General features: G+C 36.2%; 15 protein-coding genes. 13 read left to right on the top strand and 2 right to left on the bottom strand.

The genetic code is table 11. The annotated features are described in order from the left end of the window. The 8 genes from CAT7_RS11005 to CAT7_RS10970 form a co-directional block, all read left to right on the top strand. Window positions 1-568 (top strand): VOC family protein (locus CAT7_RS11005; RefSeq protein ID WP_007725592.1); only part of this gene is annotated, 568 nt, incomplete at its 5' end. 59 nt (window positions 569-627) lie between these two features. Further along, window positions 628-1,149 (top strand): dihydrofolate reductase family protein, encoded by a 522-nt coding sequence (locus CAT7_RS11000; protein ID WP_007725591.1) that lies wholly within the window; start codon window positions 628-630, stop codon window positions 1,147-1,149. A 206-nt stretch (window positions 1,150-1,355) separates the two neighbouring features. Beyond that, window positions 1,356-2,339 carry a LacI family DNA-binding transcriptional regulator gene (locus CAT7_RS10995; RefSeq protein ID WP_007725590.1) on the top strand — a complete coding sequence of 328 codons (984 nt, stop codon included), beginning with the start codon at window positions 1,356-1,358 and terminating at the stop codon, window positions 2,337-2,339. After that, a complete protein-coding gene (gene rbsK / locus CAT7_RS10990) occupies window positions 2,332-3,237 on the top strand; it encodes a ribokinase (RefSeq protein ID WP_007725589.1) in 906 nt (301 codons plus the stop codon). Before CAT7_RS10995 ends, rbsK begins: the two co-directional genes overlap by 8 nt. Continuing rightward, window positions 3,212-3,610 (top strand): D-ribose pyranase, encoded by a 399-nt coding sequence (gene rbsD, locus CAT7_RS10985; protein ID WP_007725587.1) that lies wholly within the window; start codon window positions 3,212-3,214, stop codon window positions 3,608-3,610. The genes rbsK and rbsD overlap by 26 nt, the downstream gene beginning before the upstream one ends. Before the next feature lie 12 nt (window positions 3,611-3,622). Further along, window positions 3,623-5,104 carry a sugar ABC transporter ATP-binding protein gene (locus tag CAT7_RS10980; protein WP_007725585.1) on the top strand — a complete coding sequence of 494 codons (1,482 nt, stop codon included), beginning with the start codon at window positions 3,623-3,625 and terminating at the stop codon, window positions 5,102-5,104. Window position 5,105: 1 nt separating this feature from the next. Beyond that, window positions 5,106-6,077, top strand: coding sequence for an ABC transporter permease (locus CAT7_RS10975; RefSeq protein ID WP_007725583.1), 972 nt, complete (start codon window positions 5,106-5,108; stop codon window positions 6,075-6,077). A gap of 13 nt (window positions 6,078-6,090) precedes the next feature. Beyond that, window positions 6,091-7,029, top strand: a complete 939-nt coding sequence (locus CAT7_RS10970) for a D-ribose ABC transporter substrate-binding protein (RefSeq protein ID WP_007725582.1) — start codon at window positions 6,091-6,093, stop codon at window positions 7,027-7,029. Between the two features lie 78 nt (window positions 7,030-7,107). Here CAT7_RS10970 and CAT7_RS10965 read toward each other — a convergent pair whose 3' ends face one another. Beyond that, the gene (locus tag CAT7_RS10965) at window positions 7,108-8,643 is read right to left on the bottom strand and encodes a helix-turn-helix domain-containing protein (RefSeq protein ID WP_007725581.1); all 1,536 of its coding nucleotides are present in this window, start codon (window positions 8,641-8,643) and stop codon (window positions 7,108-7,110) included. Window positions 8,644-8,840: 197 nt separating this feature from the next. On the opposite strand from CAT7_RS10965, the gene CAT7_RS12075 reads away from it, so the two are divergent. Continuing rightward, entirely contained in the window at window positions 8,841-9,122 is a 282-nt protein-coding gene (locus CAT7_RS12075; protein ID WP_007725580.1) for an alpha/beta hydrolase-fold protein, read from the top strand. A 322-nt stretch (window positions 9,123-9,444) separates the two neighbouring features. Then, window positions 9,445-9,630: a VanZ family protein gene (locus CAT7_RS12730; RefSeq protein WP_081701916.1), complete on the top strand. Its 186-nt coding sequence runs from the start codon at window positions 9,445-9,447 to the stop codon at window positions 9,628-9,630. Window positions 9,631-9,692: 62 nt separating this feature from the next. Here CAT7_RS12730 and CAT7_RS10955 read toward each other — a convergent pair whose 3' ends face one another. Continuing rightward, on the bottom strand, window positions 9,693-10,316 hold the full coding sequence (locus CAT7_RS10955; protein ID WP_007725577.1) for a histidine phosphatase family protein: 624 nt from the start codon (window positions 10,314-10,316) through the stop codon (window positions 9,693-9,695). Window positions 10,317-10,598: 282 nt separating this feature from the next. On the opposite strand from CAT7_RS10955, the gene CAT7_RS10950 reads away from it, so the two are divergent. The 3 genes from CAT7_RS10950 to CAT7_RS10940 all read left to right on the top strand — a co-directional run. Beyond that, window positions 10,599-11,675 (top strand): DUF871 domain-containing protein, encoded by a 1,077-nt coding sequence (locus tag CAT7_RS10950; RefSeq protein WP_007725576.1) that lies wholly within the window; start codon window positions 10,599-10,601, stop codon window positions 11,673-11,675. Between the two features lie 4 nt (window positions 11,676-11,679). Continuing rightward, window positions 11,680-12,570 (top strand): N-acetylmuramic acid 6-phosphate etherase, encoded by an 891-nt coding sequence (gene murQ / locus CAT7_RS10945; RefSeq protein ID WP_007725575.1) that lies wholly within the window; start codon window positions 11,680-11,682, stop codon window positions 12,568-12,570. An 18-nt stretch (window positions 12,571-12,588) separates the two neighbouring features. After that, on the top strand, window positions 12,589-13,127 hold a 539-nt coding region (locus CAT7_RS10940), incomplete at its 3' end, for a PTS transporter subunit EIIB (RefSeq protein ID WP_007725574.1).

Genomic DNA, 13,127 nt, shown 5'->3' with positions numbered 1-13,127 from the left:
TAGTGAGAGATATGGCTGGACAGAAGATAAATACGGTCTTTCTTGGCAAATATTGTATGTGCCTGATCAATTGATTTCGCAAAAAATTACCCCAACGTTGTTGTTTACAGATAAACAATACGGCAAAGCAAAAGAAGCGATGGAATTTTATACATCTGTATTTGCGAATGGGGCTATTGACGGTCTCAATTATTATAGTGAGAGTGATGAGAATAGTCAGGTTGGAACGGTTCAATATGGGCTGTTTAATCTCGAAGGTCAGAACTTTGTAGCAATGGACAGCGGTATGGCACACGGATTTACGTTTAACGAAGCCATTTCTTTTGTAGTAAATTGTGATACGCAAGAAGAAATCGATTACTACTGGGATAAGCTGTCTTTTGTACCTGAAGCGGAACAATGTGGCTGGTTGAAAGATAAATACGGTCTGTCGTGGCAAATTGTTCCTACACGGATGAAAGAGCTGATGACAACTAAAGATTCTGAAAAGTTACAACGGGTAACGCAAGCGTTTCTTAAAATGAAAAAATTTAATCTTGCTGAATTGGATAAAGCCTATAAAGGGTAAGTTAAATGCTTAATCGGATTTAATAAGGTTCGGCTTTTTATTAAAAAGGAGTTGGTACAATGAGAAAAATTATTATGAATTTAGCGATGAGTTTAGATGGCTTTATTGCCAATGAAGATGGCAGTTATGAGTGGATTAAAGGGTATGAAGACAGTTCTTTAAATACAGGTAATGAGTACAACTATGAAACGCTCTTGGAAAAAATTGATATAGTGGTGATGGGGAAAAAATGCTACGAGCAAGATATGCATTTAGAATTTAAAAATCAGACTGTCTATGTAGCTACTCATTCAGCCATTAATGATTATGATAACATTAAATTTTGTGGAAATGACATCGTTGAAGTGATTAAAGCAGAACAGCAAAAGCCAGGAAAAGATATCATGCTTTTCGGCGGCGGCCAATTAGTAAATGCATTTTTAAAAGAAAATTGTATTGATGAGTACATTATTGGATTAATTCCGGTGATTTTAGGAGAAGGGAGACCATTGTTTTACGGTGGTCATCCCCCTATTGAATTGAGACTGGAAGAAAATATAGTAGACAACGGAATCGTAATTTTGAAGTATAGTAAGCGATAAGTTCATACGTGTTAAAAAAGCATTCAATTCTTTCTTTGAATGCTTTTTTGCTGCAATGTAGTCTAAGGAGACTCTAGTAACCTCTATTTTTTAAACGTTATAGCGCTTAAAAAAAGATTTAGAAAACGCTTGCATATATTTTTTTAACGTGTTAAGCTATGTGTGTAATCGGTTCCACATTACTTTGAAAATAAGCGAGGAATAACATGACAACAATAAAAGAAGTAGCAAAATTAGCAGGTGTATCAGTTGCTACTGTATCTAGGGCGCTTAACAATAGCGGTTATGTCAGTGAAGCAACGCGCATAAAAGTAGAAGCAGCCGTTAAAGAGTTAAATTTTTATCCTAATGAAGTGGCTCGTTCTTTGTATCAAAAGAAATCAAAGTTGATTGGTTTATTATTGCCCGATATTGCGAACCCGTTTTTCCCTTTGATGGCTAAAGGCGTAGAAGACGGTGTGAATCAACGAGGATATAGTCTGTTGTTAGGTAACGTAGAAGATGATGAAGAAAAAGAAAAAGAATACCTAAAGATTTTCGCACAAAATAACATAGCTGGTGTGATCTCTGCTGTTAAAGGGGATGGAAAAGACTTAAGAAATATGCCTTTTGTTATGCTCGATCGGGTTGAAAGTAATCGAGATTTTGCGGTACATTCCGATGATTACACTGGTGGTATGTTAGCTGCAGAAGCAATTGCAAAAAGAAATCCAAAAGAGATTGTGATCATGGTAGGACCAAAAGAAGTTCCAAGTTCTGCGATTCGCTTAGCTGGGAACGAGAAAGTTTTAAAAGAGTATCAATTGGCATATGGACTATTTCAAACGCCAAGTTTTAAATTTGAATTAGCAGAACAAACGGCGGAACAATTCTTCGAAGCTTTTCCTTTGGCAGATAGTGTCATCGCTTCAAATGATGTTTACGCACTAGCGGTAATGAAAGAAGCGATTAAAAGAGGACGCCGCATTCCAGAAGAATTTCAGATTATCGGTTATGATGATATGCCGTTTAGCAGAATGATGTATCCTGGATTGTCGACTATCGCTCAACCTGCCTATGAGATAGGCTTCAAGGGAGCACTATTATTATGTGACATTCTTGAAAAAGGGTTTGTTGCAAACAGTCGCATTCAATTGCCTGTAACGTTAAAAATTAGAGAATCAGTCAGAGAGAAGGATGAAGATGAGTAAAATAGCAGTGATAGGCAGCATTTCAACAGACTTTGTAGTGACTGCTGATAAAAGACCAGAAGTGGGAGAAACCATTACTGGGAATGATTTTAGTACTACATTTGGCGGGAAAGGAGCCAATCAAGCTGTAGCCAGTGCTCGTTTAGGTGGAGAGGTTTATATGGCGGGAACGGTTGGAACGGATCTATTCGGAAAAGAATTGATTCATAATTTGACCGAAAATAAGATTCATACGGACTATGTGGAACCCGTTACACACGTACCATCTGGATCTGCTCATATCACTATCGTGGATGGAGATAATGCCATTATTTATATACCAGGTGCGAACAACGCAATCGACAACAATCGAATGGAAAAATTGAGTGAATTAATCGAGTCTAGTGACATTGTGGTTGTGCAAAACGAATTGCCGCAAGCAGTCGTTGAACAAATAATCGACTTCTGTTTTGCTCAACAGATCAAAATCATCTATAACCCAGCACCTGCTAGAGAGGTTAACCAAAGTGTTTTAGAAAAAGCAACGTATTTGACACCCAATGAAAGTGAGTTTAACTTACTCTTTCCAGAAATGACTATTTCTGAAGGATTAGCAAAATTTCCCAATCAATTGATTGTGACCATGGGTTCTAAAGGGGTTTACTACCATGATGGAACGAGTGAAAAACACATTTCTTCTTATAAGGTAAATCCAATAGACACAACAGGCGCAGGAGATACCTTTAATGGAGCCTTTGCAGTAGCCCTTACGGCTGGTTTGGATATGGAAGCTAGTATTCGTTTTGGAAACTTAGCTGCTTCATTATCGATTCAAAAATTTGGCGCTCAAGGTGGAATGCCGACGCTAGCAGAAATGAAAGAGAGTGAACAATATGAAAAAACATGGAATATTAAATAGTGACATTGCAAAAGTATTAGCAGATTTAGGTCATACAGATAAAATTGCGATTGGAGATGCAGGGTTGCCTGTACCAGATGGAGTGAAAAAGATCGACTTAGCATTGTTTTTATCTGAACCTTCTTTCTTATCTGTTTTACAAGTTGTCTTAAGTGATATGAAGGTTGAAACGGTTGTTTTAGCAGAAGAAATCAAAGACCAAAATCCCAAACAATTAGCAGCAGTTAAAGCAGAATTGAAAGACAATGAAGCCATCACATATGTAAGTCATGAAGCATTTAAGCAACAGTTAAAAGACGTGAAAGTTGTTATTCGAACAGGTGAAGCAACACCGTATTCCAACATCATATTGCAATCAGGTGTTCTATTTTAGGAGGTGTATCAGATGGAAGTAAAAATGACTGGCATTAGAAAAAGTTTTGGCAGCAACTCTGTCCTTCGAGGAGTTGACTTTGATATTCAAGCTGGAGAAGTTCATGCGTTGATGGGCGAAAATGGCGCTGGAAAATCGACTTTGATGAATATTTTGACCGGGCTGCATAAAGCGGACGCTGGCGAGATTAGTATCAATGGTGAAAACAAACGGTTTGATAATCCAAAAGAAGCGGAAGAACATGGGGTCAGTTTCATTCATCAAGAAATGAATACGTGGCCGGAAATGACGGTACTAGAAAATTTGTTTATCGGAAAAGAATTGAAAACGTCATTAGGTTGGGTCAAAACAAAAGAAATGAGAACGCTTGCTGAAGCGACATTTGATGATTTAGGTGTCAAAATTGATTTGGATCAAGACGTTAAACAACTTTCTGTAGGACAACAGCAAATGATTGAAATTGCCAAATCTTTAATGACTAATGCTCAAGTAATTATTATGGATGAGCCGACAGCTGCTTTGACCGAAAGAGAAATTGATGTATTGTTTAAAATCATTCATACGTTAAAAAGTAAAAAAGTTGCTATTATTTATATCTCTCATCGAATGGAAGAAATTTTTAAAATCAGCGACCGGATCACAGTTATGCGCGATGGCGTATCGATTGATACAGCATTAACAAAAGAAACCACAAATGACGAAGTGGTGCGCAAAATGGTTGGGCGTGATTTGGAAGACTATTATCCAAAGAAACATTCAAAAATAGGAGAAGTCGTATTTGAAACAAAAGGATTGACGCAAGCAAATCGTTTTAAAGATATTTCTTTTACTGTTAAATCTGGTGAAATTGTTGGTTTTTCAGGGTTAATGGGTGCAGGAAGAACAGAAATCATGCGCAGTATATTTGGAATCGATGAACTGGATCAAGGTGATATTTACCTTGAAGGTGAAAAAATAACGATCAAGAGTCCAAGCACAGCTATTTCAAAAGGCATCGGTTTTTTAACTGAAAACCGTAAAGAAGAGGGATTAATCTTAGATTACTCTATTCGTGACAATATCAGTTTGCCATCGATTGACGGTTTTAGTAAAAAGGGCTTGATTGATACAAAAGCCGAAATGGATTTTGCACAATTATTGATGGAACGGTTGCATGTTAAAGCAGAAAACCAATTTGACAGCGTTTCTAGTTTATCAGGTGGAAATCAGCAAAAAGTCGTATTAGCTAAATGGATCGGAATTGGTTCAAAAGTCTTGATTTTAGATGAACCGACACGAGGAGTCGACGTTGGAGCAAAACGTGAAATTTATCAATTGATGAATGAATTAGCCGACAGAGGCGTTGCCATCATTATGGTATCCAGTGATTTACCAGAAATCTTAGGTGTGAGCGACCGTGTGATCGTGATTCATGAAGGTCACGTCGCCGGAGAACTGAGCAAAACAGAAGCAACAGAAGAAAAAATAATGAAACTCGCAACGGGAGGGTACTAAGATGGTAGAAACAAATACAGTAAAAACAGAAAAGAAAAAAGGAAGTCCCAAAGATTATATTGGAAAACTTGGTCCATTTCTAGCGCTTATCGTGCTGATTATCCTGGTAACTATTGTGAACCCTAGTTTTATTGCACCAACAAATCTACTAAATCTGCTGAGACAAGTATCAACAAATGCATTAATCGCTTTTGGGATGACATTTGTCATTATTACAGGCGGAATCGATTTATCAGTCGGATCTACGTTAGCATTAAGTAGTGCTTTAATGGCTGGAGCAATTGCATCAGGTTTAGATCCGATACTAGCTATGGTATTAAGCTTACTAACGGGAACGATTTTTGGAGCAGTCAACGGTTTGTTGATCACTAAAGGTAAAATGGCTCCTTTTATTGCGACACTTGCAACAATGACTATTTATAGAGGGTTAACATTGGTTTATACGGATGGAAATCCAATTACGGGAATTGGTGACAGCTTTATTTTCAAATTTGTCGGACGTGGCTATTTATTAGGTATTCCGTTCCCAGTAGTATTGATGATTATCAGCTTTATCTTATTGTATATCCTGTTACACAAAATGACTTTTGGTAGAAAAACATTTGCGATAGGAGGGAATGAAAAAGCTTCATTTATTGCAGGTATTAAAAACGACCGCATCAAAACAGGCATTTACGCTTTATCTGGTTTAATGGCTTCTTTAGCAGGTATCATTATTACTTCTCGATTGGACTCTGCACAACCAACTGCTGGTACATCTTATGAAATGGATGCAATTGCTTCTGTAGTGTTAGGTGGAACGAGTTTATCAGGTGGACGTGGAAGATTAGTTGGGACATTGATTGGGGCATTAATCATTGGAACATTGAACAACGGTATGAATTTGTTGGGTATTTCAAGTTTCTATCAACAAGTTGTTAAGGGGATTGTTATTATTATCGCAGTTTTATTAGACAGAAAAAACAAAAAATAGGAGGAATAAGAAGATGAAAAAATTAGTAGGATTAGCAACAGCAGCAGCTTTATTTATTGCAGGATGTGGGGCGGCAACTTTGGAAGGTGAAAACAAAACAGAAAGCGGTCCGGTTAAAGAAAAAGATACGTCTGAATTGGTTGTGGGCGTTTCTATTTCAACATTAAACAATCCGTTTTTCGTTTCACTAGAACAAGGAATTACTGATTTGGCAGATGAACAAGGCACTAAAGTGAAAAGTGTTGACGCACAAGATGACACAGCTAAACAAACAAATGATATTGATGACTTGATTCAACAAGGGGTAGATATTTTATTAATCAACCCAGTTGATTCAGCAGCTATTACACCCGCTGTTGAGTCTGCAAATGCAGCTGGTATCCCGGTTATAACAATTGACCGTTCAAGTGATGGCGGAGAAGTTTTAACTTTAGTGGCTTCTGATAACGTTGAAGGTGGCGAAATGGCTGCTAAATACATTGAAGAAATTTCAGGAACAGACGTAAATACCGTTCAATTAGAAGGTGTCCCAGGAGCATCTGCAACGAGAGAACGTGGCGAAGGATTCACAAATGTTGCTGAAAAATCATTAAACGTCTTAGATAGCCAAACAGCTAACTTTGACCGTGCTGAAGGATTAACAGTTATGGAAAACATGTTACAAGCAAACCCTGATATCCAAGCTGTTTTTGCTCAAAATGATGAAATGGCATTAGGGGCAATTGAAGCGATTCAATCTGCTGGAAAAACAGGCGAAATTCAAGTTGTTGGTTTTGATGGAACAGAAGATGGGATCAAAGCTGTTGAAGATGGCAGATTAAGTGCAACTGTTGCACAACAGCCAGAAGAAATGGGTAAACTTGCTATGCAAGCGGCCTTTGATTACTTCTCTGGCGAAACAATTGAAGAATACATTGCTTCACCATTAGAATTGGTTAAAAGTGAAGAATAAAAAACGCAAATAAAAGAACAAAAAAAGATTTGAAGCGTATCATTATGCTTCAAATCTTTTTTTATTCTGATAAGTTTTTTAGAACTGAATGAATTTCTTTGCTGAATGTTTAAAAGAAGAGCCTTTTAATTTGTATTGTTCTTCAATAGCGTTACGAATGCTCTCTATATTGCGTTTTGTAGGAATATTTTGGATGCAGATACAATTTTCTTCAATAGACTCATATTCAATTGGCAATGTAAAAGTAGTAACCAAAACATCATACGAGAGTTTCTTTATCTGTTTCATAGAAAAATTAGGTTTTGTGTAAATTTCTGTTGTAATTTCTTGCCTAAAATAGTGATGCAATAAGTTTTGAATCATTTTAGCATGTTCAAGATCAAAGTCGCTTACAATTAAAAGCTGAATTTTTTCTTTTTGGTTATAAAGTTCAGGTATCAAGTGGTCCCATTGAATAATCAAGGTATAAATAATTTCATACTTGGCAGACTCACTAAAGGTTTCGTGTATGTTTTTTTCATACAATTTTAGCGTTGTATAAGAGGCTTTTATAAAATCTGGAAACAATTCTTTGATCGAGTGAACAAAGAATTTTTTCTGATCAAACAAAATAAACGGAGGTGGGTATTGTCCCTTTTTTGATTTAAAAGCAAAATTCGAAATGTTGTACATTTCTTTTAATAGATGATTGAAGTTAGGTATGGGAATGCCAATTTGACTAGATAAGTTATGTAGTAAATCAGCATGGTAAAAGACATTTTTTTTAACTAAAGAATTCTTTTTTGCTTCTTCCATTAAAGATTCATAGCTAAAAGCGAAATGGTTATTGATAAAAATTGAAAATACTTGCTCAATGAATGCTTTATCTAATGTGATAGCTAATTTTTTTTCAATCATACCAGTTACAGGTTGAAATTTAGAAAAATCTGGAATCATATCTGTGTAGTTAGAAGATTGGATAGCTGTATAATTACCTTGTTGAGCGCGTAGAAAAGAGATTGCTGTCCAAAGTTTTAAACGTTTAAAATCCGAAAAATCTAAAGGGATATGATTTACTCTTGCAAGAAGCAAAAGCAATTGTTCAAAAAAATTCTGATTAATCGTTTTATAAGGCCAGGCAAGGCTGCTATAGCGTTCAGAAAAATAACTGATATAAAAATAGCGAATAGAGTCCTCACTTTCACTAATCAGCTTACAAGGATTTGTCTGTATTTGAACATAGTAATCGACTAGAGAAACGTTAAGTTTTTTTATCAACCTAAACAATGTTGAAGAGCTGATAAACAGTTCCTCTGCTAATTCCACAACCGTTTTTGTTTCGTCATAAATCAGCTTTTCAATGAAGTTAAAGGCTAGACTATTTTCTAAAGCAAAACGATAGATTTCATCGATATTTTTATGTGGAGGCAATACTAATCGAATACCGCGATGGGAAGTTTGCAAAACTTCTTTAGAAAATTTTTCACGCAATTGAACTATGTCTTGTTTTAAAATTCGCTCAGAACTAGCTGTTCTTTGAGCAAGGTCCTTTAACGTCAACCACTCTTCACTGCTATAAAGGTGTTCGATTACCACTAATTGTCTACGTTCATTTGCTTCTAACACTTCACGCATAAGTATCCCTCATTTTTTTAGGATTTTTATTTAATCATCAGCAATAGGAGACAGTAACCAGAGACATAGAATCGCTTAAGGAATAAGACATTCTTAGTTTACCTGTAAAAATCAAAAAAAGGAATAGGATAATAAAAGTTATTGAAAGGGCTTTAATATAAATATAAGATTATAATCATTATAACTTAGCTATTTATATGCCACAAGTGCATATAGATTATTATTCAGATATGTATATGGGAGCAAATTATTGGCGTTTTTTAACAAAAGAATTCCCTATGAAAATGAAAAATTTATTTAACATTTCTCATAATAGTGAAGAAACTTTTGTTGCTGGTCTATCTATGGCTGGATATGGCGCAATAAAATGGGGATTAACGTATGCAGCTGAAATCGCAGGAGTTGCTGCTTTGTCAGCTGCTGTAGATCCTTATAGATTATGGCAAGATGAGCCAATCAGACAGAGACACGCTTTTTAAGTCAGAATTTAAATCAAAAGAAACTTTTATAGGATCGGAAAATGATATGTACGCTTTGCTAAAACAAGTGAAAAAAGAAACTGTTCAACCGGTAATAGTACAAATTTGCGGTACTTAAGATTTTCTTTATGAAGATAATCTTAAGTTTAAGGAGGCTCTCCAAGAGACCTCTATCGATTACACATTTATTGAAAAGCCTGGAGACCATAACTGGGCATTTTGGGATCAAGAAATCCAGTATGTATTGAAATGGATGTAGGAAATTCTAACTATAAGAAGATGAAATTACCTCAACTTATTTTTTTGTTACAGATAGAATTTTATTAAGATTTGTGTTGGATATGCTTTTTCAGATAAAATCCATCAATTGGTTGTGCCAGGAATAGGCGTTCAGTTAAGCGATGTGATTATTGACAGTTACGGTGCAGGAGTAGGGATGTTATTGCAGACTTTATTCGTTGCTTTCCGGTCAAATAGAAATAAAAATAAGGTTGTAGAAAATAGTTGAAAATTGAACTATTCAAAAAAGAAGCTTGGCATAATTGCTAAGCTTCTTTTTTTGGAGTTGTTTTACCGTAAATGATCCGTTTGATTCCAGGCATTTAAAATGAATTTTCCTTTAGCATAACCTAATTCAGAAATGCTAGTATTGGCCAGAGGTTCTTGCGAACGAAGGTCTTTTAAATCCATTCCAACTAAAGATAAAAGTGTTGTTGTCCAAGTGATGCTATGTCCAACAAATAACAAGTCATTTTCAGGGAATTGCTCAATAGAGCGGTGGATTGCTCGGCTTCCTCTAGCAATCAATTCCGGATAAGTTTCTCCGCCAAATTTACTAGGGTCATACAAATCAGGACGATTACGTAAATTATAAAAACTATCTGGTGAAGTTTCACGCCAAAGTGGAATGGAGGATCCTTCCCATGAGCCATAACCGAATTCCTTTAAATCATCTGTGTAATGTGTAGTAAAATCTTGGTCAAATTGTGAAGTAATTAAATGAGCAGTTTCGACGGCTCGTTTCTGCGGACTAGCAATAATCTGCTGAAGTGCATAATCTTTCAGACAGATACCCGTTTTTTTTGCATCTTCCAAACTTTGGGGCAGTAAGGGGGAATCGATATCTCCACCTTGAACGCGATCTGCTAAATTGTATTCAGTCATTCCATGGCGTACAAAAAATAGTCGTTGCATAAAAACTCCTCCTATGTTGAAATATAATTTCATTCTAACAAAAAATGAGCAATGAAAAAGGGCTGTTTTAAGATGGTTTAAAGCGAAAAAGAATAGAAAAAGATAACGAAAATAGCCTGTAATGTAAAGGTATACATTTGAAAAGTGAATTTACATATTGATGTAACGTTTATTTATGTATAATTGGTCTAATTTTATAAAAAGTAGAAAAAGTTATTGAAATTTTATTTTAACATGTTATGATTAATCATGTCATTAAAACGATTTCAAAGGAGTGGTGCTATGTTTGGTGTATCTGTCTTTCTTGGAGATGAGTTAACAAGTGAAACAAAAAACTATCTGCAGACAATGAAAGACAGCGGATTTGAAGGAGTATTTTCTTCTATGCATATTCCAGAAGACGATGTTTCACAATATGTAACAAGAGTGAAGACGTTAGGCCAATGGACGCAAGAATTAGATATGCAGTTGATGATTGATATTTCAGGGGAAGCTTTGAATAAAATTGGTTTTTCATTTGATCGTCCTGAGGAAATGCTAGCTATCGGGATTACTGGTTTAAGAATGGATTATCATATAACGAATCAAGTGAGTGCTAAAGTTAGCCGTTCAATGACAGTGGCCCTTAATGCGAGTACGATTACGCAAGCAGATATTGATGAACTAAAGCAATACAATGCGAATTTCCAACAAATGGAAGCGTGGCACAATTATTATCCGCGTCCTGAAACGGGATTAGATAAAAAGTTGTTTATACACAAAAATCACTGGTTAAAATCACTAGGATTTAACGTAATGGCTTTTGTTCCAGGAAATGAAACATTACGAGGCCCATTATTTTGTCAGTTGCCAACGTTAGAAAAGCAACGTGGAGTTCATCCTTTAGCTAGTGCAATTGAATTGTTAAACGAGTGCGAAGTAGATGATGTTTACATTGGAGATCCAACAATCGATGACAGAACGAAAAAGCAATTTTTTTATTACATTAAAAAGAAAACGTTATTATTTTCAATTAAGGGAATCGAAGGTTCTGATTATTTATCTGTCATCGTAGGAAAACACCAAAATCGTTGGGACGCAGCAAGAGATGTTATCCGTAGTGCTGATGCTCGCTTTAGAACCATCCCGAACATTGAACCGCAATACAGCCAAGAACGAATAAAAGGAAGCGTTACAGTAGACAACCGTTTATATGGACGCTATATGGGAGAAATTCAACTAGTACAACACCCTTTAGCTAAAGATGAAAAGGTAAATGTTGTGGCTCACGTTATTCCAGAAGATCTAGCTTTGATCGACTGGTGTCAAGAAGGCCAATTATTTGAACTCCAACCGATACAAGACAATGAAAGAGGTTAAGAAAATGAATTTAGACAAATTAACAACCGAAACGAGAAATACACAAACGATGAACTTAGATGAGCTTTCAACAAGCGAAGTAATGACTCTAATGAATCAAGAAGATCAAAAAGTTGCTTTAGCCGTTGAAGAAGCATTGCCAATGATCACAAAAGTTGTAGAAACAATCACGGATTCATTCAGTAAAGGCGGCCGTTTAATTTATATGGGTGCTGGAACAAGCGGACGTTTAGGTGTCTTGGATGCAGCTGAGTGTGTTCCAACATTTAGTGTAGATCCAAGCATGGTACAAGGATTGATTGCAGGCGGAATGAAAGCTATGACCGTTGCAGTTGAAGGGGCAGAAGATTCAAAAACACTTGGAGCTGAAGATTTAGAAGCTATTCAATTAACTGATAAAGATGTAGTTGTAGGAATCGCAGCAAGCGGACGTACACCTTATGTTATCGGTGGGTTAGAATATGCAACAAAAGTTGGAGCAAAAACAGCGACAATCTCATGCAACAAAGATGCTAAAATTAGTCAATATGCTCAAATGCCGATTGAAGTAGATGCTGGTCCTGAAATCTTAACGGGTTCTACACGATTAAAAGCGGGAACTGCTCAAAAATTGATTTTAAATATGTTGTCAACTGGCGCAATGATCGGTTCTGGAAAAGTTTACCAAAATCTAATGGTAGACGTAAAACCCTCTAATGAAAAATTAGAAGAACGTTCAAAACGCATTATTATGCAAGCTACAGACTGTACGTATGAAACAGCAAGCGAAACATTTGCAGCTGCTGATCACCAAGTGAAATTGGCAATTGTTATGATCTTAACGCATTCAGATAAAGAAACAGCAACTCAAAAATTAACAGAAGCGAAAGGGTTCATTCGTGAAACCTTAGCATAAAACTAGGAGGGTAAAAAGATGGCTGAAACAAAAGAGCAACGCATGGCTAGACAGATATATGAGCAAGTTGGAGGTATGGGGAACGTTGATTCTGTTATTCACTGTATGACTCGTGTTCGTATGGATATCAAGGATAACGGTAAAGTAAACTTTGATGGTTTGAAAAAAATCGATGGAGTTATGGGTGTTGTAGAAGATGATACCTTACAAGTTGTTGTAGGACCTGGTACCGTAAACAAAGTAGCGAACGAAATGGTAAGCATGGCAGGTGTTCGTTTAGGCGATAAAATTCCAGCCGGAAAATCAACTGCAACAAACTCTGGTCGTTCTGAAGCTGAAAAACAAGCGGCTATAAAAAAAGCTGAACTGAAAAAGAAAAATAACACACCTTTTAAACGTGTGTTGAAAGACATTGCAAATATCTTTGTTCCATTAATTCCAGCATTCGTTGGAGCTGGGATCATTGGTGGGATTGCTTCTATTTTCCAAAACATGATTACAGCTGAGACACTTACTGGAGAAAATTGGCTAACAATCGTTTTAGTCCTAAACATTAT

Origin of the sequence: Carnobacterium sp. AT7 (assembly GCF_000171855.1) — a bacterium.
GTDB lineage: Bacteria > Bacillota > Bacilli > Lactobacillales > Carnobacteriaceae > Carnobacterium_B > Carnobacterium_B jeotgali.
The sequence above is the reverse complement of the archived record's forward strand: the minus strand, read 5'-3'. Positions and strand labels throughout refer to the sequence as shown.